This is a genomic window from Haloplanus sp. GCM10025708 (assembly GCF_042663985.1).
In the GTDB taxonomy this organism is placed as follows: domain Archaea; phylum Halobacteriota; class Halobacteria; order Halobacteriales; family Haloferacaceae; genus Salinirarus; species Salinirarus marinus.
On sequence record NZ_JBHSZA010000011.1, the window covers coordinates 857,675 to 881,925 of the forward strand.

The 24,251-nt window shown below is 58.6% G+C and carries 23 protein-coding genes and 7 pseudogenes; 13 read left to right on the plus strand and 17 right to left on the minus strand.

Going from position 1 to position 24,251, the window contains the following annotated elements; genetic code table 11:
• Positions 1 to 231: 231 nt before the first annotated feature.
• Positions 232 to 573 carry a hypothetical protein gene (locus ACFQJD_RS07850; protein ID WP_379797369.1) on the plus strand — a complete coding sequence of 114 codons (342 nt, stop codon included), beginning with the start codon at positions 232 to 234 and terminating at the stop codon, positions 571 to 573.
• 257 nt (positions 574 to 830) lie between these two features.
• Here the strand turns inward: ACFQJD_RS07850 and ACFQJD_RS07855 are convergent, their stop codons facing one another.
• Entirely contained in the window at positions 831 to 2,507 is a 1,677-nt protein-coding gene (locus ACFQJD_RS07855; RefSeq protein WP_379797371.1) for a transposase, read from the minus strand.
• Positions 2,508 to 2,739: 232 nt separating this feature from the next.
• Here ACFQJD_RS07855 and ACFQJD_RS07860 point away from each other — a divergent pair, with 232 nt between their 5' ends.
• From ACFQJD_RS07860 to ACFQJD_RS07875, 4 genes and pseudogenes are all read left to right on the plus strand, one after another.
• Entirely contained in the window at positions 2,740 to 2,883 is a 144-nt protein-coding gene (locus ACFQJD_RS07860) for a rubrerythrin-like domain-containing protein (RefSeq protein WP_143414393.1), read from the plus strand.
• 512 nt (positions 2,884 to 3,395) lie between these two features.
• Positions 3,396 to 3,572: pseudogene (locus ACFQJD_RS07865) on the plus strand (IS4 family transposase); the annotation flags it as partial.
• 327 nt (positions 3,573 to 3,899) lie between these two features.
• A complete protein-coding gene (locus tag ACFQJD_RS07870; protein ID WP_379797373.1) occupies positions 3,900 to 5,081 on the plus strand; it encodes a hypothetical protein in 1,182 nt (393 codons plus the stop codon).
• Between the two features lie 136 nt (positions 5,082 to 5,217).
• Positions 5,218 to 6,547, plus strand: a pseudogene (locus ACFQJD_RS07875) (hemolysin family protein).
• 258 nt (positions 6,548 to 6,805) lie between these two features.
• Here the strand turns inward: ACFQJD_RS07875 and ACFQJD_RS07880 are convergent.
• The 4 genes from ACFQJD_RS07880 to ACFQJD_RS07895 all read right to left on the minus strand — a co-directional run bounded on the left by ACFQJD_RS07880 (position 6,806) and on the right by ACFQJD_RS07895 (position 9,207).
• Positions 6,806 to 7,138 carry a DUF5789 family protein gene (locus tag ACFQJD_RS07880; RefSeq protein ID WP_379797375.1) on the minus strand — a complete coding sequence of 111 codons (333 nt, stop codon included), beginning with the start codon at positions 7,136 to 7,138 and terminating at the stop codon, positions 6,806 to 6,808.
• Positions 7,139 to 7,484: 346 nt separating this feature from the next.
• Positions 7,485 to 7,808 carry a hypothetical protein gene (locus ACFQJD_RS07885; RefSeq protein ID WP_379797377.1) on the minus strand — a complete coding sequence of 108 codons (324 nt, stop codon included), beginning with the start codon at positions 7,806 to 7,808 and terminating at the stop codon, positions 7,485 to 7,487.
• 120 nt (positions 7,809 to 7,928) lie between these two features.
• Positions 7,929 to 8,342: a PadR family transcriptional regulator gene (locus tag ACFQJD_RS07890; protein ID WP_379797379.1), complete on the minus strand. Its 414-nt coding sequence runs from the start codon at positions 8,340 to 8,342 to the stop codon at positions 7,929 to 7,931.
• 103 nt (positions 8,343 to 8,445) lie between these two features.
• The gene (locus ACFQJD_RS07895) at positions 8,446 to 9,207 is read right to left on the minus strand and encodes a hypothetical protein (RefSeq protein ID WP_379797381.1); all 762 of its coding nucleotides are present in this window, start codon (positions 9,205 to 9,207) and stop codon (positions 8,446 to 8,448) included.
• Positions 9,208 to 9,360: 153 nt separating this feature from the next.
• Here ACFQJD_RS07895 and ACFQJD_RS07900 point away from each other — a divergent pair, with 153 nt between their 5' ends.
• Together ACFQJD_RS07900 and ACFQJD_RS07905 are read left to right on the plus strand one after the other, a co-directional pair.
• Positions 9,361 to 9,849, plus strand: coding sequence for an ArsR family transcriptional regulator (locus tag ACFQJD_RS07900; protein WP_379797383.1), 489 nt, complete (start codon positions 9,361 to 9,363; stop codon positions 9,847 to 9,849).
• A 213-nt stretch (positions 9,850 to 10,062) separates the two neighbouring features.
• A pseudogene (locus ACFQJD_RS07905) lies at positions 10,063 to 11,341 on the plus strand (RNA-guided endonuclease InsQ/TnpB family protein).
• A gap of 11 nt (positions 11,342 to 11,352) precedes the next feature.
• On the opposite strand, the gene ACFQJD_RS07910 reads toward ACFQJD_RS07905, so the two are convergent.
• The 3 genes from ACFQJD_RS07910 to ACFQJD_RS07920 form a co-directional block, all read right to left on the minus strand.
• Positions 11,353 to 11,787: a PIN domain-containing protein gene (locus ACFQJD_RS07910; protein ID WP_379797385.1), complete on the minus strand. Its 435-nt coding sequence runs from the start codon at positions 11,785 to 11,787 to the stop codon at positions 11,353 to 11,355.
• On the minus strand, positions 11,788 to 12,039 hold the full coding sequence (locus tag ACFQJD_RS07915; RefSeq protein WP_379797387.1) for an AbrB/MazE/SpoVT family DNA-binding domain-containing protein: 252 nt from the start codon (positions 12,037 to 12,039) through the stop codon (positions 11,788 to 11,790). It abuts the gene before it with no gap.
• Positions 12,040 to 12,129: 90 nt separating this feature from the next.
• On the minus strand, positions 12,130 to 12,951 hold the full coding sequence (locus ACFQJD_RS07920) for a hypothetical protein (RefSeq protein ID WP_379797389.1): 822 nt from the start codon (positions 12,949 to 12,951) through the stop codon (positions 12,130 to 12,132).
• 338 nt (positions 12,952 to 13,289) lie between these two features.
• Here ACFQJD_RS07920 and ACFQJD_RS07925 point away from each other — a divergent pair, with 338 nt between their 5' ends.
• Complete coding sequence (locus ACFQJD_RS07925; protein ID WP_379797391.1) at positions 13,290 to 14,069, plus strand: sulfite exporter TauE/SafE family protein; 780 nt, start codon at positions 13,290 to 13,292, stop codon at positions 14,067 to 14,069.
• Positions 14,070 to 14,202: 133 nt separating this feature from the next.
• Here ACFQJD_RS07925 and ACFQJD_RS07930 read toward each other — a convergent pair whose 3' ends face one another.
• On the minus strand, positions 14,203 to 15,150 hold the full coding sequence (locus tag ACFQJD_RS07930) for an ArdC-like ssDNA-binding domain-containing protein (RefSeq protein ID WP_379797393.1): 948 nt from the start codon (positions 15,148 to 15,150) through the stop codon (positions 14,203 to 14,205).
• A 205-nt stretch (positions 15,151 to 15,355) separates the two neighbouring features.
• Between ACFQJD_RS07930 and ACFQJD_RS07935 the strand changes: the two genes are divergently transcribed.
• Complete coding sequence (locus ACFQJD_RS07935; RefSeq protein WP_379800448.1) at positions 15,356 to 15,451, plus strand: zinc-ribbon domain-containing protein; 96 nt, start codon at positions 15,356 to 15,358, stop codon at positions 15,449 to 15,451.
• Positions 15,452 to 15,775: 324 nt separating this feature from the next.
• Here the strand turns inward: ACFQJD_RS07935 and ACFQJD_RS07940 are convergent, their stop codons facing one another.
• The gene (locus tag ACFQJD_RS07940) at positions 15,776 to 16,786 is read right to left on the minus strand and encodes a 2-hydroxyacid dehydrogenase (RefSeq protein ID WP_379797395.1); all 1,011 of its coding nucleotides are present in this window, start codon (positions 16,784 to 16,786) and stop codon (positions 15,776 to 15,778) included.
• Between the two features lie 163 nt (positions 16,787 to 16,949).
• Between ACFQJD_RS07940 and ACFQJD_RS07945 the strand changes: the two are divergent.
• Positions 16,950 to 18,071, plus strand: a pseudogene (locus ACFQJD_RS07945) (hydroxyacid-oxoacid transhydrogenase); the annotation flags it as partial.
• Positions 18,072 to 18,161: 90 nt separating this feature from the next.
• Here the strand turns inward: ACFQJD_RS07945 and ACFQJD_RS07950 are convergent.
• The 5 genes and pseudogenes from ACFQJD_RS07950 to ACFQJD_RS07970 all read right to left on the minus strand — a co-directional run bounded on the left by ACFQJD_RS07950 (position 18,162) and on the right by ACFQJD_RS07970 (position 20,710).
• Positions 18,162 to 18,590 carry a PAS domain-containing protein gene (locus tag ACFQJD_RS07950; RefSeq protein WP_379800450.1) on the minus strand — a complete coding sequence of 143 codons (429 nt, stop codon included), beginning with the start codon at positions 18,588 to 18,590 and terminating at the stop codon, positions 18,162 to 18,164.
• Positions 18,591 to 18,863: 273 nt separating this feature from the next.
• Positions 18,864 to 19,259 carry a DUF7567 family protein gene (locus ACFQJD_RS07955; protein WP_379797397.1) on the minus strand — a complete coding sequence of 132 codons (396 nt, stop codon included), beginning with the start codon at positions 19,257 to 19,259 and terminating at the stop codon, positions 18,864 to 18,866.
• Between the two features lie 69 nt (positions 19,260 to 19,328).
• Complete coding sequence (locus ACFQJD_RS07960) at positions 19,329 to 19,694, minus strand: DUF7568 family protein (RefSeq protein WP_379797399.1); 366 nt, start codon at positions 19,692 to 19,694, stop codon at positions 19,329 to 19,331.
• A gap of 3 nt (positions 19,695 to 19,697) precedes the next feature.
• Positions 19,698 to 20,181 (minus strand): annotated as a pseudogene (locus tag ACFQJD_RS07965) (hypothetical protein).
• A 106-nt stretch (positions 20,182 to 20,287) separates the two neighbouring features.
• A complete protein-coding gene (locus ACFQJD_RS07970) occupies positions 20,288 to 20,710 on the minus strand; it encodes a hypothetical protein (protein WP_379797401.1) in 423 nt (140 codons plus the stop codon).
• A 238-nt stretch (positions 20,711 to 20,948) separates the two neighbouring features.
• Between ACFQJD_RS07970 and ACFQJD_RS07975 the strand changes: the two genes are divergently transcribed.
• Positions 20,949 to 22,109, plus strand: coding sequence for a Fic family protein (locus ACFQJD_RS07975; RefSeq protein ID WP_379797403.1), 1,161 nt, complete (start codon positions 20,949 to 20,951; stop codon positions 22,107 to 22,109).
• On the opposite strand, the gene ACFQJD_RS07980 is transcribed toward ACFQJD_RS07975, so the two are convergent.
• The gene (locus ACFQJD_RS07980) at positions 22,106 to 22,309 is read right to left on the minus strand and encodes a hypothetical protein (protein WP_379800595.1); all 204 of its coding nucleotides are present in this window, start codon (positions 22,307 to 22,309) and stop codon (positions 22,106 to 22,108) included. The two genes, ACFQJD_RS07975 and ACFQJD_RS07980, sit on opposite strands and share 4 nt — an antisense overlap.
• Positions 22,310 to 22,404: 95 nt before the next feature.
• A pseudogene (locus ACFQJD_RS07985) lies at positions 22,405 to 23,028 on the minus strand (hypothetical protein); the annotation flags it as partial.
• A 136-nt stretch (positions 23,029 to 23,164) separates the two neighbouring features.
• On the opposite strand from ACFQJD_RS07985, the pseudogene ACFQJD_RS07990 reads away from it, so the two are divergent.
• Together ACFQJD_RS07990 and ACFQJD_RS07995 are read left to right on the plus strand one after the other, a co-directional pair.
• Positions 23,165 to 23,581 (plus strand): annotated as a pseudogene (locus tag ACFQJD_RS07990) (transposase); the annotation flags it as partial.
• Between the two features lie 358 nt (positions 23,582 to 23,939).
• Positions 23,940 to 24,251 carry a hypothetical protein gene (locus ACFQJD_RS07995; protein ID WP_379797405.1) on the plus strand — a complete coding sequence of 104 codons (312 nt, stop codon included), beginning with the start codon at positions 23,940 to 23,942 and terminating at the stop codon, positions 24,249 to 24,251.

Below are 24,251 nucleotides of genomic sequence, written 5' to 3' on the forward strand. Positions count from 1 at the left end.
ATAATATATTTTTGCCTGATATCACAGCATCAAAACACGGGCACAAGGATGACGAGTCCGCAGACACACTGAGCAGGTGTTCCCCCGCAAAACCAGCGAAGAAAAATATGTGTCTCCAAACCTGTCCCCAGAGATCCAGAGTAGTTGTGACGGTGCAATCAGCCAGGCTGTTATTTTGATTTAGTACCACGAATACCAATAGTGGTGGGCGTATTCGTAGGGTTACCACTAATGGAACGAGATGACTTCGACGAGGCAGCGCCCGGAGAGATCGTTCCCACGACGACATCGAAGGGGCCTGCTAGTCGACCCCGAGAAGACTATCAACAGCGCTATCAGAGCGAGCGGTCTGAGAATATCCTCGAACTGGTGATGCGGCTCTTCGAAGATCCGTACTTGGACGTGAACACAGCAGCCGACTGGTTGGATGTCGAATACAGCACAGCCAACCGACTGAACGGACAGCTCGAAAATGACGGAATACTCGAAGAACTCACCGGGAAAGGTCGGAATCGGTTCTACCGGGCGAGCGAAGTCTTCCAGATCATCAACAGGCCGATCGACCAACTCTGAACGACTGAGCAGAGAGGGCTTGAGGCATATGCATTGAGATGACCGTCCTCAACTACTGTCGGGCCTGGGAAGTTGAGACTACGGCGGGTTTAGCGGGGCTGTGATGCGTTATTTCGACCGAATCGATGAGTGGAAACTGCTGCAGGTCGCTCTCCGAACGTCCATTCTTGTTGAAACTCCTATCATATGGGCGATTTTCTGCAACTTTCGGTAGCGTTGCCACTCAGACGACGCTCTATCACGGGGAGAGCACCTTACTACCCGATTCCTGTCTCCTTCTTCAACAGCGTGAGCGTATTATCGGCAGTCACCATCGGTGACCGTTCGTATTCCCCGGTCAAATCTACCTGCACGAGTAGATTGACCGCTCGCCAAATCGAGTACAACAAACAGGCGAACGCGAAGTAGAAGAACCGGAGCCCGAAATCTGTCGAGATTGTCGCAGCCATGAATCGCTTGATCGACCGATAGCCGCTCTCAATCTCCCACCGATAGCCGTACTCACTGAGGAAACTACCGCCCCGATTGGACATGAACACCGAGTACTGACGATGGTCGTCATGCTCAGAATCGTCTTTCCGGCGGTAGATCAGAGTCGTCTCGTGCCACTCGTTCTTCCCGAGATGGAGCTTCCGATCGGTCTCGTACCGGTCTTGATCGCGCTGGAGCAACCGCTTCGCCTGAGCTTTCTCGCTAGTCTGCATCCGCTTCGGCACGACGTAGGAGAGCCCACGCTGGCTGATCATCTCCAGAACGTGCTGGCTGTCGAACTCCCGGTCCATTAGCACGTTATCGACGTGAACGAGCTCTTCAGCCGAATCCAGCAAGTCCTCGACGATCTCTTTGCGTGACTCGCCTCGTCGAACTGGCCGCGCATCAAGCACAAGTGGGACAGCGTTGTCCACGAGCTGGACTGTCGCCCACTGGTAGGCGTACTCGTCGTTCTTCTCCTTCGTCCCGATGATTTCGTCTTCGTGGCCCGTGCGGTCGCCCGTAAAGGGATCGTCCTCGGTGATGTCGATCGCGACAATACCCGCCCGGAAGAACTCCTCCGTCTCCGCGAGCTCGTCGATGAGTTGCTGGACCGCCTGTCGGTACATCTCGCGAGTTTGCTCGACAGGGATATCACGAATCTGGTCGCGATGACCGTGCCCGAGGGGTGTTCGATCACGCGTTGATTCGTGAATGAAGCTCCGAGCGCCCTCGTTAGCCGCCAAGTTCTCACGGAGCCCCAGATAGGTCTGTAAGCCCCAGTAGGCGTTCTCGTGTATCTCCCAGTCCTCGCCACGATTGAGCGAGAACTCGGGGAACACGACTCGATTGACGTGCTTGGTAATCGTCCCTACCTTGTCGAGAATGGCTTGATCATTTGGGTCCGATTCAGCGGCGGCGTCGCCTCGATCCGGGAGACTCCGTTCTGGTTCGCGTGGCACGACGACATCCGCATTCTGGGCTTTGATCAGAATTGCTCGAGCGGCTTTCTGGACCGTCTCCCGAAGCTCATCGGTGAAGCGCTCGTTCCAGGTGCGCCACAATGTCGATTGATTAGGGACCGTCCCCAACTCTAAGCGCTCACAGAGGTCGGAGTAGCTATCGAGGTACTTGAGTAGTGCTGTTTCGTGGTCCCATCCGTGGAGTTCTTTCAACACGAACACGCGAAAGAGGGTATCCATCTCGTAGCGTGTCGAATTCCCGTAGCGATCGTGAGCCTCGAATCTGAAGTAGGCTATTGGGAGTTCGCAGACGAACTGCTCGAGTGAGTCGTGTTCGTGGTGAGTAAACCAGACTTCCGAGACGACCCGGATGTCCGATTCTACCCCGGCGAGCGAGGTTCGATCGTACAGCGGTGTCGAGTCATATGCGGGCCACTCGACGTGCTGCTGGTGTGCGATTCGTCGAAAGACACTGCATCGAGACTCGCGAGTCGCGACCACTACGGATGGATATCCCGGACATACTCAAGAGTCCATCTAACTTACCTGTATAGCGGTTTCGGTAGCTCTGTTGAATTCCTCAGTCGCGAACAGGTCTGGTGTAGCTAATCGTTAGATGTAGTGTGAGCAGTCACCAACTTATCCCAACGTTGTATGGATTGATACTCCGTCGCTAAGGTATCGCGATGATTAGACCCCATACTTTATCTGCCCGCAAACATAACTATTGATAATGGTAGAAACTGATCCTGACCCCGCCGAGTCTACTTTGTATGTGTGTCAAGAGTGTGGAGCTGGTGTCGAAAACCCGGAACATGAAGATGAGTGTCCCGACTGTGGTGGGCCATTGCGAAACACAACTGTCGCTCACGACTAATCCCAGTCGACGGCTTAGCTGATGATGCGATAGCCGTTAGGTTGCAGCAGCATCCGTGTTCGGTTAAAGGGCGAATCCGACAGACGCCGACGTCTTGATGAGCTTATCTCAAAAACCGCGTAGAGAGAGGTTGTGCTACCTGGATTCTCTCCAACGCTCATACGACGCCGGTTGGTTTCCCTCTTTCCTGCAGAACCGAACATGAATGGGCGTAACACGTAACCACTTGAATCTCAAAGTACTGTCAGATGAAACTCTCAACACTTATCTTTGTGGTCGGTGCGATCCTATTCTTGCTCCCAGTTCCCGGAACGTTTATTGCTGGAATAGTGGTGTTCCTTGTGGGAGTGCTTGCCCGGTGGCGTGGATCGTAGCTCGATTCGTTATCCTCGGTGATTCTCTTCGGAAGTAGCGACGGAGAATGACTGCGTGAACACGGCGAGTACCTATCCAGCACCCTTTCGGGACATCTTATTGGCGCACATAGAGGATGCCGAATCCAAGGAGACAGAGTCCAATCCAAATTTCCAGAATTGACCGACAACGAGGCTCAAACGTACGCAATTGCGGTTGCGAAGATCGGCGGTTACCTTGACCGAAGTTCCGATCCACCGCCCGGCTGGAAGACGATGTGGAAAGGCCTCAAGAAACTTCAGACCTGGGCAGAGGGATACGAACTGAACTCCTGAGACTTATGGGTAAGAGACAGGACTCAAGCCGTGGGCTTTCGCCTTGCATTACTGTAAGATCTTCCGAACAGCTGTTTTCTCCGGTGATTGTCTATTTACGCGGGCGAGACGGCGGGCGCGTCGAAGGGCGTTTCCACGTCGTGGCCGCCAGGAACCAGTACGGTCTCCTGTTGTATGCCAGGAGGTTCGACGACCGACGGGTTATCCGTCTCAGGACGTGGACGCGTGCCGGACCGATGGCGGATCGCGGCCGAGTCCCTGCTCGTCGACCTGGCCTGACCCGAGTTCGGCAGCCAGTTTTTCAATCGTGAGCGGAGTACGGCCGGTATGAGCGACAGTGATGGAAGTCGTCCGAGCGACACGATGCGGGAGCGCGTGCCGGAGAGCAGTCGGAAGTTCTGGTTGCTGTTGAACGCGAATCGGTGGCTGGTCGCCGCTGGAATCGCGGGCGGCGTGTTCCTCGCGCTCGCCATCATCGGGCACCTCCACCCGACCGGGACGCCGGCGCTGTTCAGCCAGGCGGACCCTATCGAGACGCTGTTCCAGGGGCTGCTCACGTCCATCATCACGGGCGTCACGCTCGTGCTCACGCTCAGCCAACTCGTCCTCTCCCAGGAACAGGGGCCGGTCGGGGACCAGCGCGAACGCATGGAGGGCGCGATGGCGTTCCGGAAGGACGTCGAGGATGTCATCGAGGAGCCTGTGAGTCCCGCCCAACCCTCGGCGTTCCTCCGGTCGCTCGTGAAACTCACGAAGCGCCACACGGACGCCCTCCAGGACGCCATCGCAGACATCGACGACGACAACCTGAACGACCAGGTGGCCGCGTTCACAGAGAACGTGAAGCGGAACGCGGACGCCGTCCAGAGCAATCTCGAAGGCTCCCAGTTCGGCGAGTTTGACGTGGTGTTTTCCGCGCTGAACTACAACTACTCGTGGAAGTTGTACGCGGCGCGCCGCATTCGCGCAGAGAACAAGGACGTGCTCACCGAGGAAGCGCACCACGCGTTCGACGAACTCATCAACGCGCTCGAACTGTTCGGACCGGCGCGCGAGCATTTCAAGACGCTGTATTTCCAGTGGGCGCTTATCGACCTCTCCCGGACGATGCTGTACGCGTCCATCCCCGCGCTCCTCACGGCGGTCGCGGGCGTCGTCTACCTCGAACCGGCGCTGTTCCCGGAGACCGTGTTCGGCGTGCGCACGCTCGTCGTGGTGGTGAGCGCGGGCGTCGCCGTCTCCCTGCTACCGTTCGCGTTCCTATTATCCTACATCCTCCGCATCGTCACCGTGACGAAGCGCACGCTCTCCATCGGGCCGTTCATCCTCCGAGAGACCGACCGATCCCGCGATCTCGACTGGGGCGAACCCGAAGCGAAGAGCGGAGAGAGCGAGGGGTCGGCGACGAGGGTGGGTAACGCGGACGTCGGCCGTTCACTCGGCCCATCGGGCGTTCTCGTAGCCGAGATAGAGTCCATCACGTCCTCGAACTCGAACCCCGACGTCTAATTTGCCTACTGAATGTCGAGGTCCTATTGACAGTAGTCGATCACCCGCGACTCCTGTAGATGGTTTTAGTAAACGGAACGAGATGCATAGCTATGGACACACTACAATCGAACGGCAGTCCGTTCTGGGAGTACCGATGGTAAACGTCGCGCTCTCCGTGGGACAACTCGTCTTAGCGCTGTTTCTCGTGGTTCTCAACGGCTTTTTTGTCGCTGCAGAGTTCGCCTTCGTTCGGATTCGGGGGACATCGGTTGACCAGCTCGTCGAGGAGGGGCGCCCGGGTTCGGGGACACTCCAAGGAGTGATGACCAATCTCGATAACTACCTCGCCACGACGCAACTCGGCATCACCATCGCATCGCTCGGGTTGGGGTGGGTCGGCGAACCAGCCGTGGCGGCGCTCATCGAACCCGTACTGGAACCGATTCTCCCGGCGGGTCTCATCCATCTCGTCGCGTTCGCAATCGGCTTCAGTCTCATCACGTTCCTCCACGTCGTCTTCGGTGAACTCGCACCGAAGACGCTCGCGATCGCCCAGACCGAGCGACTCTCGCTGTTTCTCGCCCCGCCAATGAAGTTCTTTTATTACGTACTCTATCCGGGAATTGTGGTCTTCAACGGGGCAGCCAACGCGTTCACGCGGTCGCTCGGTGTGCCGCCCGCTTCCGAAACGGATGAGACACTCGGTGAGCGAGAGCTCCTACGAGTACTAACACGGTCGGGCGAGGGAGGGGACATCGACGTTGCGGAAGTGACGATGATCGAGCGGGTCTTCGATCTCGACGACATCGTGGTGCGAGAGGTCATGGTTCCACGACCGGACGTGGTGAGCGTTCCGGCGGATGCCCCCTCTCCGACCTCCAGTCGATCATCCTCGAGGCTGGTCATACGCGCTATCCAGTTCTTGATGCCGACGACGGCGACCAGGTGATCGGATTCGTGGACGTCAAGGACGTGTTACGAGCTGAGGTGGAAGGCGGGGACGCCGAGGTAGTCGGCGACATCGCCCGCGAGATCGTCATCGCTCCCGAGACGATGGCACTGAGCGATCTCCTGAGACAGTTCAGGGAAGATCAACAGCAAATGGTCGCAGTTATCGATGAGTGGGGGCATTTGAAGGGATCGCAACGGTTGAAGATGTCGTCGAGGCGCTCGTTGGAGACCTCCGAGATGAGTTTGATATGGACGAGCGTGAACCCTCGATTCGAAGCCGTGGCGATGAGGGGTACGACATTGACGGGAGCGTCCCGCTGTCGAAAATCAACGACATGATTGAGGGAGAGTTCACAAGTGAAGAGGTCGAAACGATCGGTGGACTGGTACTCGAGCAACTCAACCGTGCGCCAGAACGTGGCGATCGCGTTGAGGTCGACGGGTACGTCGTTGAGGTGACGAGCGTTGAGGGGACCCGAATTTCGACAGTCAGGGTCCACGAACGCGAAGAGGATGATTCAGGGGTGGACTAATCGGGATTATGGTAGCCGGTCGGAGGTCCAGAGACCCTCGACCGGCAGAGTATGAGATTCGCATAAAAGCGAATCGATGGACTACTACGATACCAGATACGCGCGTTATATTCAGCACGCTCTCAAAGACTTATCCGGACTCTGGAAGGATCCGAGTACTGAATATAGAGAACGGATTCGGCAGAGAGGTAACTACAGACGAAGTTTATCTCAGCACGGGCGGTCCAATTTGCGAGATGAGTGTGTTGGGCCGTTGTGCTATCGGCCTATGAGTCCTAGTATCCGTCTGCGAACGTCATCGGCTGAGTCATATATTTGATCATCAGTTGCAGAGAGTACGTCCTCCAGGGATTTCTTGCCGCCCTGAGTTTCAAGTTCATAATCGCCATAGGCCTCAACCAACTCATTTGTCGTGGCTGGATAGTCGTGAGATTTGAGCGCTTCGTCAAGATCACCAAGCCGCTCGCTTGGATCATCGCCCATCGGTTCCTTTTCATCGCCGCGGGTTCGGGCCTCCTCTACCTCCCGCTCACGCTGGCGCTTTTCTTCACGATCCGCTTGCTCATCTCGGCCCTGTTTATCATCTGCCATATACCACGGTAGGGGGCCAGGCGGATAACAGTAGGGCTGCTTATCGGTAGGACTATCTTGAACACCCGTACGATCACCCACCCGATCTGATGTCGATATATACGTACAACTCCTAAACAGCAAATCCCTCGAAAAGACATCTACAAGCTAAGCGCCCTGTATTCAGCACGCAAACTGTAACCTATCTCTGATTGAGGGTTTCAGCAAGGTCGAAACCCGTTTTCGGGTTGAGGCTTGTCATGATACATTCTCGATCAGGACTCATCGTCTCTCAGCCCGGGTTCTGCCTGGTCCACCAGCCTCCCATGATGGCAACCCTGTCACTGATAATACTGCGAGGAAGCGGCTACTCGTCCGGACTGACTGGTCCTTTGTACTTGGATCGTATTTTCTCGCCATCCCGCCACTGCCAGTAGTAGTAACGGTTGTCGTTGATCTCCTTGATCGTAATCGTGGCCTTTGAGGGGACGTCGTCCGGGAAGTCGTCGGGCCGCTTATCGATCTCGTATTCCTCCGAATCCTCTTCGAGACGGGCCTCGCGAGCTTTGTGCTCTGCCAGCTCCTCGGCGTAGCGTGCGACGTGCTGGAGCTGCTCTGACGAGTACCCGTTGAGCGTATTGACGAGGTCTGTCGGGAGTTCCGCCGGCGGCGTCGGTGGCTCGTAGGACATCAGGGGTCCTTCGTGTTAACCAACAAAGTGCCTAATGCTTAGTTTTGTTGGTTAATCGTATATTGGCTTATCACCCTCTGAAGAGTACGAATAGCAAACTATTCAAAATAGAACGTGCCGCTAGACGCCGTCAGGCCGAGGTGCGTTCTCGTACTTGACCATCTTCTCGGGCTTGTCCGAGATGGCCTCGTAGATCTGCTGGAGCGTCTTCTCCGCGGCGAGCAGATTGTGCGTCTCCAAGAATTCGCGGCCGTCTTCGGTGAGGCCGTAGAACTTCCAGGGGTAGCCCTGTCGGCGCTGGTCGTCATCTAGGGTGACTTCCTTCACGATGCCGGCATCGATCAGCTTCTGGATGTGCTTGTAGACGGTCGCATCGCTCACACTGGGATTCAACTCTTCGAGTTTGTACATCGATGGGAGCTGTTGGGGGTGAGCGAGAATATCGGTGATAAGCGAAAACCGTGTCTGCTGTGTAATGAAGTGGATGAGTTCACGTGATGTCGTGGCGTCGCCGACACTCGAACCAGCGTCCATAACGATGTGTTTGACCGGCGTAGTAAAGTAGTTTAACCGAGAGTAAACTACCAAGCCGACTCACTCTGATAAGTGTATAGCCAAGCGAGTAGGGCAGGATAATTCACCGTTCCCCACTCGCTTCCCACTCCGGACGTGGCGTCGGGGACGGGAGTTCGTCAACCGCAGTTCGAAGTTCGTCCTCTGTCGTCCACGGGAAGCACCGATCGTGGAGTTCGAATTTGCGGAACTTGTTGAGATGGACCCAACTGTACGTTGCTGGCTCTTCGCCCTCATCTGCCCGGTCGTCGATCACACCCCAAACCTCCTGTTCGTCGATGTCAAGACCTCTCTCTTGGGCGCGATCAACGAGCGACTCGACCTTTGATTGGACTTCATCCGCCGACAAATCGTCTGCGAACGCGATCTCGAGGGCGGCCTGAATGACGTGCTGTTTCGAGTCAAGGTTCGCGTCAGTCACCCACGCGTAATCACGCGGGAACACGTACGACTTGTCGAAATACGGTGGGTCATCGATCTCGCCCAATTCAGGGGCCTCTCCACCACTCTCCTTCTCGAAGACACCGACGATGTAGTCGCTGTATGTCGCAAGCAACGAAAACATGATATCGAACGTATTGAGCCGGTCAGTCGGGAGTCCGAGGAGATCACCCATGATGAACGGATAGGCCCCGAGTTGCTTCGTGAGTTCGTTCTGGACGGCGCGGAGCCGGCGGAGATAGGGGTCGCGATAGCTCCCCAGGATGAAATACGATGTCCGCTGACTCCAGAGATACGGCAATTCACGCTGGGCGAACCGCCAGATCTCCCGTTTCTCCGCTGGTTCAAGTTCGATGCCCCCGACGGCCTCGTGAACGACTGTCATAATGCCCCCGCTTCCGGCGGAGGGCTTGGATCGGTCATTAGGTGCCGATTCAAACCACAACACCTTATCCCTTCTGAATCACTTTGATTGTTTCTGATTTAACCAACTTGGACGACCCTAACTGTTATAGCGTCCCTCCTCGTAACATCACGTATGAGCGAAACTGACACTAGCGCGGCCGATGCGGGGCCGTTTGCGGAACAACAGCGGCTGTTCAAGCTGCTGTCCCAGGATACGCGCCATCTCATCATCCAGGAGCTGCTGGGCCACCCCGCCCATCTGATGTCGCTCGCCGAACTCGAGTATATGACCGGAAAGAGTCAAGCGGCCATCAAAGACCAGCTGGAGACACTGATCGACGCCGGGCTCCTCGCACGCTACACGTACGACCCAAGTGAGGGAAAACGTGATCTCCCCTCTCAGTTCTACGGATTCACTGAGCGAGGCGTCGAGGTCCTCCACGACTACAAGTATCTCCGTGGGCTCCCGGTCGCACGCGCTCTCTACGAAAACACGCGTAAAACCGAGAAAATCGAACGCCACGAATCGGCGCCACGCCCGGAACTTCCGGACGCTGTCGCGGAAGCACTCGAATTTGACGAGCCCGATCTCGACGCCGTTGATGGTGGCACAGACCGATAGTTCGTCATCGAACAGCACCGTTCTCAACGCCGAAGACTGAAGGTACGCCGACTTCGTACCCTGATCAGCGTATCCGAGGCGGAATATCCGGCCCAAGGAGTGAGCGAAGCGAACGTGTAGGCCGGAGAAGAAGCCGACAACTCCACCACATTCGACCGACTGTTGCCGTCCTTTCTCCCAACGCTAATAAACTATCAGGCACACATCTGACATATGGAGGTGCGGCGGACTGTCCCGATCAAACTCGACGTAGACAGCGACGACGCCGCACTTCTCCGTGAAACCGTCGATGAATTTCTGTGGGCCGCCGACTACGTCGTTGACCACGCTTGGCAGGGCGAATACAAAACGACGAGCAAGGCCCAGTTACAGGAGGAAACCTACGACGACGTGCGTGACCAGACGCGATTGCACGCCAATCTCGGTCCAGAACACTCGCAACAAGGCCGCAGACGCCGTACAGAGCGTCGTCGCCCGTTGGAAGCAAGGCGAGTACGCGGGGAAACCGCACTTCTCGACCCTGACCGCCGTGTACGACAAGCGGTGTGCTACCTTCCACGACGAGTATGTCTCGCTGGCAACCGTTGATGGGCGTATTGAAGTCGAGTACGTCCTTCTTGACGATGACCGTGACACGCCACACAGCAGGTATCTCGATAACGACGACTACGAAGTGACGGGCGCGGAACTGCACCACAGAGGCAGCGAGTGGGTCCTTCATCTTCGAACAAAGGCGGAGATGGAGACTGACACGCCGGAACAGGCGACGACCGAGCACAGCACAGTCCTCGGCGTTGACCTCGGCGTGAACCAACTCGCAGTCACTTCGACGGGGGTGTTCTGGAGCGGTCACGAGTTTGACCATTGGCGGCGAGAGTACGGGAAGCGGCGGGCATCACTCCAGCAATGTGGAAGTCGCCACGCACACGAGAACATACAGGCAGTCGGTCGGAAAGAGACGGGTCGGTTCAAGATGATGCTCCACCGGATTGGGAATGGTATCATCGCAGAAGCTGCCGAGAACGGCTGTACGGTCATCGCGTTTGAGGAGTTGACCGGCATCCGTGACCGACTGCCCGGTGCGTCGTGGGGCCACGAGCGGGCCTTCGATCGACTGTACGAGTATGTCGAATACAAGTCCGAGCCACGTGGTATCGCCGTCGAGCAGGTAGACCCGGAGAACACCTCACGGCGATGTTCGACATGTGGGTTCACCCATCTGGACAACCGCGACGGCGAGGAATTCGAGTGCCTGAAATGCGGGTACGAGAACCACGCCGACTACAACGCGGCCAAGAACATCGGACTGCGGTATCTCCGTCGTAACCAAACCGGGGACGGCGGAGGCGCACCCGTAGGCGTGCGCTTGAATCGCGGGACGCTGAACGCGAACGGAGAGTATAACCCTCCTGCCGAAGAGTCCGGCCAGAGCGGGAGTCCACGCGAAAGCCCCTCCCTCGACGAAGCGAGGTCGTCAGACCGAGCGAAGTAGGGTGGGGTAGTTTACTTTGGGTCGTAGGGATTCGTTGCTGTATCGAGCCGATAGACCTCTTCGACAGCGTCAAAATCGTCGTCAAACGCATACAGGTAGCCGAGCCCCTCGGTTTGCATATACGCGACAGTGCAGGCATCGACGAAGGAGAGGGGTTCGTGTTGGCGAAAGAGGGCCTTCCCCGTCGCGAGGGCGTCGGTGGTGAGTGAGTCGATGTGGAAGCGGGCGTTTTCTTCGATGCGATCGAGGAGATCAACGGCTGCGTCGTGGCCGGCGTGGGTCGTGAGGCCGTCGAGTGTTTCCGCGAGAACGTAGTTGAGGACGACTGCCTCCGGGAGCGTTCCATTGTCGATGCCTTGGAGCACGGGAAGCGCGGCATCGTGAGATCCATCCCGCCGGTATGCGGCGGCAAAGAGGACTGTCGTATCGATGAGTGTCCGAGGCATTCACTCGACGTTGACGCCCCAAGCGTCGTGCTCGCTCGTTACCTCGGTCGACTCCTCACCAGCGTAGCCGTCGAAGTCGGCGAACGTGCCCGTTTGCTGTTGGATGACTTGGACCCGAATGCTGCCGTCGTCTTCGAGATGCCAACGGAGCTGATCACCATCGTCGATATTGAGTTCACGCCGAATCCGGGCGGGGATGTTTGCCTGGTTTCCCGACACCTTACTTTCGGCGTCGATTCTGTCGCTGCTCATACCTCCCGGTATGTGATCGGCCGTGAAAAGCCTGTGTGCCGCCACACTACCCCGTAGCATAAGAGCGATTCCGACGAAGAAGATGGTAATCTACCCTGAGATCGTTGGGATCCGGCCGTCTGGTCGAGGAACACGGCCCCGTTTGATCTCGTGGTCGACGCGACGCAGATTTTTGCAGCCGCCTTCGGGTGAGCGCTGTTGCCAGTCGGGACAGGTACACGACTCGTCGATGACGTCGACTTCGTACCTGTTGCCGGACGCGGACTGTACCTCGTAGCGGCCACCTTTCGAGAGGAGTGAGACGTCCATCGCTTCGGCGACGGCACGCTTCGTGCGGGGCTCGAGATCGTCCTGTGACTCTGCGTTCTCGTCGACGACCAGTCGGTCGCGAACGTCGCCCGTTCGGCCCCCGTCCGGAGCGACGGCTTCCGCAGGGCCAGTGAGCCGCTCGTGGAGCACTTCCTCCACGGGATGGCCTCCCGGCCAGAGGTAGTGGACCTCACGGCGCTTGCGATGGTCGTAGGAGCCGCACGCGGCTGCGCTCCCGGCCCAGACGCGGCAGGCACCGAGCGCGGCCATCACGTCGACGATGTCGCGGGGAACCGTCTGGTGGTCGGCCGGGAAGAACACCCGGAACCGGGTACACGCTTCTTTCGGCGGGACGGTCTCCCACCAGTCTTCGCTTGAGCCCCAGCTATCGAACATCGCCTCGTCGCTCCCGTAGCCGACGGTCACGCCGCCGATCGGCGTCCAGTCTGCCGGGAGGTGGTCCGCCTCGCCTTCGAGCACCCGAAGAACGGCGTATCGGAGGTACTCGTGGGCTTGGTTGTCTGTCGTACGAGCGACCTGGTCGTGGTGCTCGGCAACGTGCTCGGTTTCCTCGAGGACCGATTTGAGATAGTGGCCAGTCATCGTTCGACGGAGGTCGAGATGCGCCTCCGCCCCTCGGCGGGTGCAGAAAAAACTCACCGTAACTGATAGCCTGTTTTCTTCATCCAGAATTAACTGTGGAACTGCAGATAGACACAGAACGTACACTTCGAACCGCGTATCTCTGGATTTTGTCCTATTCTCTGAGATAAGCAACCGGAAAATACAAACTCGAATTGATGTGTTATCTCCTCCCACGCCAGTAAACTTTGGCGGTGGCAGACAATCTCCAATATCTGGCTCATAGATGGGCCTTTTTGTATCTCCCTGTTACTACGTTCACAGAGACTATCTCGTATCAATGAAACGGGTTGAATAGGATGTTCGATTTTGCAATAGGTTTCCCGCTCACCATCGTGCTAGTGGTGATCGCATTCCTCTCTGGCATCGGCATTACGACAATTGGCCCGGGCGGAATTTTTGTGACGATTGTATTATATTCGCTCACACCCGTTTCGTCGGGCACAGTTGCGGGAACTGCACATACTACGTTTATTGCGACTGGTCTCGTCGGAAGTACTGCATATGTTTACTCTGGAGAGATGAAAACCGGTGAAGCACGCGCGATGGCGCTTTTACTCAGTCTCTCGAGTATTATTGGGGCCCTCCTCGGTGCATACGTGAACTCCTTCGTCTCGAGAACAATCTTCGGGCTTCTATTGGGTATCGTTGCGATGGCGACTGGTATCACTATCGTCTATCGTGAACGGCGTGATCTCAGTCCGTTGTACCAGCTAAATGTAGCAAGACGAGAGGGACAGGTCGTCCTCGGCGTCTTAGGATTCGCTCTCGGAGTCACCAGCGGTTTATTAGGTGTCGGGGGGCCTGTGATCGCAGTTCCGGCACTGATCCTAATTGGTGTCCCAATGTTGCTGGCTCTTGCTGTCGCTCAGGTACAATCAATCTTCATTGCAGCGTTTGCAACTACAGGATACCTCATCCAAGGCAACGTGTCGTTGCCACTCGCAGCGTTAGTTGGCTTCCCATTGCTCACAGGCGTTGTCGTCGGGTGGAAGGTGGCTCACCTGATTACCCCTGCGAGGTTAAAAGTGATACTAGGTATTGTACTCATTGTCGTCGGGCCCTATCTTGCACTGTAGTCAACATCTGCTCAATCCGCAGGAGCTATTTACCGAATCCAAACCCTCTGTTTCGAGATTAGAATTGAATGACGAAACCGCGTTCTTTCTACTTTTTAACTAACAGACCAAAGTAAATCCACCTCTCTGTTGGTCAACTAAATTGGCGAGGGGATTCGTCTTCGAGGACGCCGATGAGTTCTTCTGCCGTCTGACTGATCCGACCGAGTCGCTCGCGAACGACCTCGGGATCGTCCGACTCCCACGCGGCCAGGTAGAACGCCGACCCGCTGGTGTCAAGCCCACAGTAATGCCCGACGACGTAGGCGACAGCCTCGGCCTCGACCTCGCGTTTCGACCGCTCGGTGTCGTCGTCGACGTCGAAGTGGAGCAGGGCGTGCGCGTACTCGTGGATCAACGTCCGCGCAAGGTCGGCATCGTTCTCCCGATCACGCACCTCGACACGCGGTTGCATATCGACGAGGCTCAGCTGCTCGCAGATGCCTTTCGCCTCGCCGTGCGTCCACTCCGCTTCCGGAACGATCCGAACCGTCACGCCAAGTTCGTCGGCGGCTCCAGTCAGCCGACCGACGAGGTCGCCAGCGTCCCCGGTGGCTTCTGTATCGAGATCAGGAAGCGGTTCGCCTTCGGTCTGAGAGACGTCGAACACCGGCGCGGGCTTGAATCCGACGAGGCCCTCTGACCACTCCTCGGGCGACGTCTCGTCGTACTCACAGTCACTGTCCTCGTGGTAGCTCGGCGAATTCTCGCACTCCGGACACTGCTTGGTGATGATCGGCGCCCAGATCCAGATGGCCGATTCGCCCTCCTTGACGTGCCGGTCGAACTCCTCCTGCCACGTCCGGTAGCCCGCCACGCGGGTTGCCTCGGGACACTGCCGCTTGATGAGCAGCGTGTTCCGATACGAATAGTCGTGGAACCGACTCTGGACGTCGAGCCACTCCTGGAATTCCGCGCTGGCCTGCGCGTCGTCGACGCCGGCGACGAGGTCGTCGATCCATTGTTCGATGGTGCTGTTCATCTCGTCTGATCGCGTGTCGGTTTCCTCGAAGGAGACCGACGAGTCACTGGTCGTAGCCATTGTGTTCACCGAATCGAGGTCACGGCGACTGCGTCTGTTCAGACCGCGCCGCACCCCTCAGGGGCGCAGAAAAACACGCCTTCGCGACTTCGTTCAAGTCGGGGTGGCTGTCAGGGGATGGTGTTAACAACCGCAAGTACATCAGATAAGCCAGAATGGGTCTCTTGAGTACACTCCGCAGGGCCGTCGAAGGGGGTCATCGACCCTGTGGGAGTGCCGAAACTGTGGGGAGACACTCTCAGAGGACGCCGAAGAGTGTCCAAGCTGTGGGGCTGAGGATGTCGCCTGCTACGAGCTCTGATCAGCGAAGCGCTTCCTTCTCATCAGCGAAGTCGACCGTGACGAGGTACTCGAGGTACGCGTCGAACCGCTCGACATCGCTGGCTGTGTCCGTCGCAAGGTGACGCGCCCACTCGATGGCCCACTGGAAGGCGGGATCCGTTCCGCCCTTACCGTGTAGAGCAAATTGTAATCTGAACCGTTAGGCGAGAATATCTACGTGTAGGCTGGTCATCAAGCTACCCGAGAAGCCCGGCCTCGGGCTCGAGTCGACGAGGACGCCATCGAGAAGTATCGGGTCGACTGACCAGCAGATCCGGTCGCGAGGCTCCAAAGGCATTCGAACCTACTCGTCCCCCGCGTCGTCGAACACTGAATGCGGCGGCGTTTCACCGTCGAGGCCGGCCAGCAGGTTGTTCGCGGTCATCGCTGCCATTTCGCCCCGAGTCTCGATCGAGGCGCTGCCGATGTGCGGGGTGACGGTCAGTTTCTCGGGAGCGTGACGGAGCAGTGAGTGAGTCGGTGGCAGCGGTTCCGGGTCCGTAACGTCCAGGGCCGCGTGACGGATCCTGTCGTTTTCGAGGGCGGTGTCGAGCGCGTCCATATCGAGGACTTCCCCGCGTGCGGTGTTTATCAGGACCGCTTCGTCGTCCATGCGGCGAAGTTCGTCCGCACCGATCAGTCCTTTCGTCTCCTCCAGGAGGGGGACGTGAATCGAGAGGAAATCCACGCGGTCGAGCAGTTCCTCGAGCGTGCAGTACTCCGCGTCGATTCCGTACGCTGCGAGCTCCGACTCGGCCGCCTCGTTCCGGCTCGTGTGTGTGTAGAGCACGTCCATATCGAAGCCGGCCGTTCGTCGAGCGAAGGCTGTGCCGATCCGTCCGAGACCGACGACGCCGAGCGTCGCATCGTGGACGTCCCGGCCGAGCAAGATCGTGGGCCCCCACGCGTTCCACTTGCCATCGTGGACCTGCTGGTCAGCCTCGACAATGCGTCTCGCAGCGGCCATCAGGAGCGCCCAGGCCAGGTCGGCAGTCGTCTCCGAGAGGACGCCCGGCGTGTGACCGACGGTGACGTCGCGTTCAGCCGCGGCCTCGAGGTCGATGTGGTCGTAGCCGACCGACATCGTCGCGATCGAACGGAGGTTCGGCGACGCGTCGATCACCTCGGCGTCGACCGTGTCCGCGACGTTGCAGAACAGGCCGTCCGCTTTGAGATCGGCCAGACGGTCGACGAGATGATCGCGGGGCGGGGCGTCCGGATCATCCCAGACGAACACCTCACACTCGTCCTCGAGTCGGTCCATCCCAGCAGCCGGAATCTGCCGCGTCACGTACACGCGAGGTGGATCGTGCATAGGGGTACTATCGATAGAGGCAACAAGATTCTGTCGATAGATCGACGAAATGCTATCGATATTGGACTACTGCCGATGGACACGACGAGATGCATACCCTTCGCCGGAGCACTCCGATCGATAAACTATTTCAGTGTTCCTACGCGAACCGATATCATACCGTATGGCGTACGAACCCGAATCGGTGTGGGAGTTCAGCACAGCACGGAACGTGACGTTCGGCCTGGGAGCGGCGGACGAACTCGGCGACGTCGTCGAGGAGTACGACGCGGAGTCGATCCTCGTGGTCACCGACGCGGGCGTGATGGAGGCCGGCGTCGTCGACGACGTGACTGACACGCTGGACCCCGACAGCGTCACCGTTTTCCACGACGTCGAGCCGGACCCGTCACTGGACGTCTTCGAGGCCGCGCGCGACGCGGCGGCGGCCGTCGACCCCGGCGTTATCGTCGGCGTCGGTGGTGGCAGTTCGATGGACGTCGCGAAGACGACGAGCGTCGTCCACGAACACGGTGGCGATATCCTCGATTACGTCGCACCGCCCACCGGCGGTGGACAGGCCGTTCCCGGTCCCGGCGTGCCGACGGTCTGTCTCCCCACGACCGCCGGGACAGGTTCCGAAACGTCGCCAGTGACCGTCATCTCTCTTCCCGACGAGGACCTCAAGGTCGGGATCTCGAGCCGACACCAGCGGCCGGACGCCGCGCTCGTGGATCCGGGGCTGACCGTGTCGCTCCCGCCGGGACCGACCGCGTCGTCGGGGATGGACGCGCTATGTCACGCGATCGAAGCGTACGTCACGCGTCGCTACGACGCGAAACCGGCACCGGAGAGCCGGTCGGACCGACCCGATTACAACGGCCGGTCACCAGTCACCGACCTGTTCGCCGAGAAAGCCATCGAGAGTATCGGCGGGGGACTGCGCAACGCGGTCAACAACGGAGAGAACCTCGAGGCTCGGCGCAAGATGTCGCTTGGAAGTCTCACGGCCGGTATCGCGTTCACCAACGCCGGGCTGGGTGTGACCCACGCCATTGCGATGGCCGCCGGAGCGATCCACCACACGCCCCACGGCGTCACTATCGCGTTGACGCTTCCCGAGGTTATGCGGTTCAACGCATCCAGCGCGTTCGACCGGTACGCCGACGTCGCCGAGCTGCTCGGTGAGGACACGAGCGGAATGAGTCGCGTCGAGGCGGCGGAGGCGGCCGCGACCGCCGTCGAACGACTCTCCGCGGACGTCGGCATCGAGGGCGGCCTCTCGACGCTCGACGTCAGCGAGGACGACGTCGAACACGTTGCCGAGCGAGCCAGCACCCTCCAGCGACTCCTCACGGGGAACCCCGGCGCGTCGATCAGGACGATCTCGAGGAGATCATTCTCCGCTCGCTGTGACGGTCGCTGTAACGAACTGCGGTCGAGTACCCGAACCGACGATCTCCTCGCCGGCCGCACCGAACATCGTTTTGAATGCGGGATTTGCGTCTCGGATGATCGGCGCGTCGTTTTGGTATTCGATCCACGCGATGGCGGCTTCGGACTGCTGGAACAGGGCCTGGTAGCGGCGCTCTATCGTCGCAGCACGCCGTTCGGCCCGGAACTGCGAGACGGCGTTCTCGATGGCGTTGGCCAGCAGTTCGTAGTGGTCGGTGCACTGCTCTTTCTGGAGGTAATCGGTGGCGCCCCTGGACATCGCCGTGCTGGCGACCTCCTCCGAGCCTTTTCCGGTATAGAGAATAAACGGAAGGGATGGATGCTCTTCGCGGACGTCATCGAGGAAGTCGAGGCCGGTCCGGCCGGGCATCTCGTAATCGGAGACGACACAGTCGATGTCCTGGGTGGCGTCACGGGGGACCCGAAGTAGCCCCGGGTGGTCGCCAGCTCCAGGACGGTCCGCTGGGCGGCCGTCAGGTCGTACTCTTGCCGTCCGCTAGCGGGGAGAAGTTGAATTTATGTCGTGTAAAGAACTTTACTTTTTCCTATGGTGTGAATCGAACGATCCACCGATGCTGCATTCGCGCTCTGTATTCAGTAGGGTATCTGTGAATTGTCATCTCATGTCGTTATATCAAGGCCACTACGCCAGATGCGACACCTCGTCTGGCTCCTCGACGTCGTCGAACTCTCCACGCTCCACAGGTTCCCAGTCCTCACCAGGCTCTGGACTCCACCAGTCGATCTCGTAGGCGCCCGGTGTGCCGAGGATCTTCACGCGCGCCGACCCATCAGGCAGGTCGCGGCGCAGTTTCTCGTCGGCGTGGAGGTTCCAGGTCGTGGTAGAATCGAAGCGGGCGAGCACGGTCTCCTCGTAGCCGCGTGTTTCTCGGGATTCTTGGAGTTCGACCTGGGTGTTGCAGTTCTTGCAGAACACCCCCTCGAAGGGGATGTGAGTGAAGACCTCCTGCCCGCAGACGGGACACCAGAGGAACTCGAACAGTGCCTCACTGTGTCGGTCAAGTACTTCGAGACTCATTGGTTGACTAACCCGGCCGTCCCGGGCCACCACCTCGTGCCCGGCCGAAAAACAGCGCCCAGCTCTCACTCACCGTTCGGTGCCGTAGACGATGCGTGAGGGGGCTTCGTATCCACAGTCGGGGCAGTCGTACCACCGCTGGACTTTCGCCCCGTCTGCTGCCTTCTTGCCGACGCGAACGTCGTCGTTCGGGCACTCCGGACAGCTGAGTGCCGGGATTGGCCGCTCCCGGAGCTCGTCACGGAATGACTTCGCTTCTTTAGTCTCGTACCCCCGCGACCACACCGGGTAGCCGTCGGCGATGATTGCTCCACGCCACTTGTACCGGTAGGAATCCGGCGCTCGATGGAGGACGGCTCGCGCACCGGTCTCGGTGTTCCGATACGCGAGCGTCGTCGACCCGCTCTCCCGCTGCCAATTGGTAATCCTGGGCATTGGTTAGAAGTGGACGTCAGCGGGCACAATCCAGAGTTCCTCACTCGCATCGAGGAGTCGATCCAGCTGTCCACGGTGGCGAATGCCGGTTCCGTGTTCGGTGTACAGGAAGATCGTCGGGCCGTCGTACGCACCGACCTTGTGGAAGGCGTGCCGGGCGAGGTCCTCGTCGCGCATGATCTCCTCGTCGGAGAGCTCCTCGATGGCCTCTTTCACCCGATCGAGATTACGCTCGAATTCCTCCTTCGTCGCCTCCCAGCCACGCTCGAGGAGATCCTGGCCGTCATCGGAGTCGACAGGAGCCGCGGTCGGGAGCTCACCCCATCGCGCCTTGCTCGCGACCGTCGTGTTTTCCTCATCAAAACAGACGTAGTAGTCGAAGACGGCGTGGGTCCGCGCCGACCAGGCGGTCGAACACCGACTTTCCGGTGGCCAGCGCGTCGTCGTGCGTCGATGCCTCTACCAGTGCGCAAATCACCATGTGCATTTCGAACACCTCGAAACGCCGACGCACTGGGTGTCGTTGCTCGCTCCAGCTGCGCCAGCACCCATCGCCGGCGCTCGAAAAATCCCCATTTCGCGACAGCCGAGTCTCAGGCCTCCTCCACTCGTTCGACAGTGATGGTCAGGTCGCCCGATTCGTAGTCGGCCTCGAAGTCGACAACGAACACGTCCGCTTCGTAGGTGGTGTGGTAGGCGCGGTGGTGTTCGAGCGAGCCAGTCGCCTTGAAGTGGAAGAACGCGGCCGCCGTGTAGGGCTTGCTCTGTGTTTCGACCTGCGACTCGACGGAAGCCGGAAGCGCGATCTGGGGCGTCTCCGTGTCGATACTCGCAGCGAACTCCTTTGCCTCCTCGACTGTCGCTCGCGAATGTGCCGGTGTCTCGCCGGTGAGCACGTTCACCGGAGTTTCCATCTCGTCGGTGAACAGGACGTCTTCGAACGTGTGTGTCCCGAGGACCGCGTCGGGACCTAACTCGCAGTCGTGAAACGGGTCGTCGTATGGTTTCTCGGGCATCAAAGAGCCTACGATGGGGCTCAGTCCTTTCTGCCCCAGAAAAACCACTATCTGCTTCGACGCAGATCGATCTGCGAATATAGAAGTGAGCTACGCCACGCAATTCTACACACGAACCTCTGGATAGTTTGGATAGAGAATTCGGCCAGGTTTATCTTAGAAGATATTCCGACCGAATTAGATAGATAGTATCTGCTTCCGTTATCTATATTTGTGTGGGCGGGCGTCTTGGATAACAATGCGGCCTGAAAAATTTGCTGAGAATCCACCCGGCGAGGTCGAGATGGTTGATGGGATCTTCGCATTCAGCCCGGATCCACTCCCTCCTGATCTCGAGGCAACACACGACCTTCTTACCGAGAATGGGGATGCGATGTACGCTGTGGGACAGCTCTCGGATTTAGACCGGTGGCTTGATTCGCCAGAAGTCGTTCTGAGCCCGCTCATCCATCGTGAGGCTGTTGATTCCTCGAACATCGAGACGACGACGCGGCTTACGCTCTCAGATATCTATCGGCGAGAAGCCGGTGAAGAGCCTGGACAAACTGAGACGGAACGAGCGGATATTACCGAGGCACAAAACTACGTCGAGGCGATTACAGTCGGCATTGAGGCGCTCCGAAACGGAGCCGAGTTAGATCGGGACTTGCTATGCCGACTCCACGAAATATTGCTGCAGGGGGCCCGTGGTGAGCAAAAGAACCCGGGCGAGTTTCGCACTGATCTCGTGGGCATCGACGAACCAGGGACGCCGCTTAGTGAGGCGCGATTCGTGCCGACTCCACCGGCAATCATTCCGTATGCTCTCCGGAGTTTACTTCAGTACATCCGATCAGGCCCGACGTACGCACCGCTGATTGATTTAGCGCTCATCCATTACCAGTTCGAGACGATCCATCCGTTTCAGGACGGAAACGGACGACTCGGTCGTCTCCTCGTGATGCTGGCGCTCTACAAATGGGATCTGTTGCCCGGTCCTTACCTCTACCCATCATCATATTTTAATGCGAACCGGGATGCCTATCTTGACAGGCTGCTGGCCGTGAGTCGCGATGGGGCTTGGACAGAGTGGGTGTCCTTCTTCGTGCAGGCGATCGCCGAGCAGGGCCGCGAGGCCTATACAGTCGCCCGTGAACTGCTTGCTCTGCGGGACCGGTATCGAGAACAGTATCAGGGGCAGGGTGCAGTTATTCGTGAGCTTATCGATTTCATCATCGAACATCCCTATCTCACCGAACCACAGGCAGTCACAGCACTCGACCGGTCACAGCCGGCGGTCAATCAGGCTATCCGGCGTCTCTGGGATGACGACGTGTTGCGAGAGACAACCGGTCAACAGCGCAACCGGCGGTATGAAGCCCCCGCTGTACTGGAGGTCGTCGAACCGTACAACCCTTAATCGGGTCGAACCGGATTGTGATCGGGGTTGGGAATGAGCAGCTCCTGTCGGTCTCCGACTCGCTCTCGATCCGCGTCGTCCAATCGGTCGACGTCGAGTCGGTTGAGATTGCTGAGCACACGATGCATCCGGTAGCTCTGTTTGAACTGTTGGTCCATCGGAAGCACCTCACCGCTCGCCGACGCGGAAAGTCCCCCCACCGAGACTGGCGTTGGGGTTGGAGGAGGTCACGGTCTTAACCAACGAAGCTCGGCACTACGTGCAGGATGTTGGTTAATCGACGCCCTCTACGGAGCTACTCGAGACTGGGTCCGTAGCGAGCCGAGCTACACACCCGGTACTCCCAGATCGGTTGTCCCGTCCACGCCTCATCCGGGATCGACTCGTGGGTCTTGAACCGATGGTCGGTCACTCGTCCACAGTTTTGACGGTCGAGTTCCTGAGTCGTCGGTACCGACGACACTTGGCGATCAGCTGCAGCCTCACCAGTAGATTCGGTCAGCGCCATCGCTGGAACCAGCCACACCGCGTCGTCGGCGCCGTCGAGGATCGCGTCGAGACGCGACGCATCGCGGACGCCGTCCCCACGCTGATCGTAGAGCCGCGTCGGGCCCTGCTCCTGACGCTCCCTGCCCGTGCCACCCAGTCCGGTCACGGGCGGCTCTGAGAAGCTGCTCTCCTCCGCTGACGACACCTGTACCGCGTCGGGGAGTGAGGGCCATTGCTCGGCCAGCTGGCGCGCCGGCGCCTCGTTGAGGTCATAGATGAGCGTGTAGTCGTCGACGGCCGGCTCCGCCTCGTTGGCAGAGAGGAGGTTCGCCGCGGCGCCCTTCGCCACGGCGCCGTAGAACGTGGTCGACTTGACGACCAGGTGGACGATGCCGAGGAGCGTCGTCGACGCTGCCCCGTCCGTGCTGGTGGGTATAGTCCTGAAATATAGGAAGAAAGGATTGATTCCTCTAGTCGGGCGAAAGTAAAGTGAATTAATATTCGATCGTCGATAGTTCTGCAAAGACGTAGCGTTCTGTTGCGCTCAATTTCACTTTCACTCCGAATTGGACTACGGCGAGTACATGAATCGACGGTTACACGGGTGGGGCTTTGCCAAGCTTCACGCACAGATCCGCTACAAAGCCGCCGAGAAAGGCATTCCCGTCGAGACGGTGAATCCCCGGAACACGTCGAAGACATGCCACGCCTGCGGTGAACACGGCTACCGGCCACGACGGGCGACGTTCAAATGCTCGAATAACGGCTGTTGGGTCGGTGAGTATCAAGCCGACGTGAACGGGGCGATAAACATTGCAGATCGCTACCGTAGTGGAGAGAGTCACCGCCAAAACGACCAGACTTCCCGGCAGAAGGCTGGTGTCGATGACTCGGCTACGGATGGGGCCTCATTGACCGGGCCGCAAGATAGCCAAGCCGATGCTGAAACTCAGCAGGCGACGCTTGGAACAGATACGTCTTGAAACCAAAACCAATCGGCCGCTTCGCTCGGCCTGACATCCCGTGGTGGGATGCCCTCCGCTCACGGGGGAGGAGGTCAAGAGGCAGAACCGGCATTTCGCTTGGCTGTCTGGGGTTACAATCATGTTCGTTGTCCAGCTTCGTGTCCGGAATGTGGGACGCCTCGCCGGTCAGCCGCAGTTCCTTGAAATCTAGATAGCGATCATGCATCGATTGGACCGTGGTTTGTTCCGGGTTCGTATTTCAATTTCAGGGCCAGTAGTCCGCCCCGTTGTCCGCTTGCACATAGTTCATGAACTAAGCCATGCGAACATCTTATACTTCATGAGCAAGTAGACGGGAGTAGCAACTGGGGTTCCTATGAGCAGTAACGACACCAAGTACGTTCAAACTGAACTGACCGAGGACGAATACGAACGCTTCCGGGAGTTCGCACAGGAACACGGCCTCTCGCTCAAAGAAGCCGGGCACGAGGCGCTCATCGAGTGGATCGAACGCCGGCAGCAAGCGGATCCCAATGACCCGGCGTTCACCGTCCTCGACGACCTCGAGGACGAATCGCTTCCAGCGTCGGCAGCGACGGATGCCCGCGAGGAAGACGATATCGTTGACGAGTGGCACGGTAGCGACGAGTCCTTCACGCTCGCCGACGACCCGTCCGCGAAATCCTGA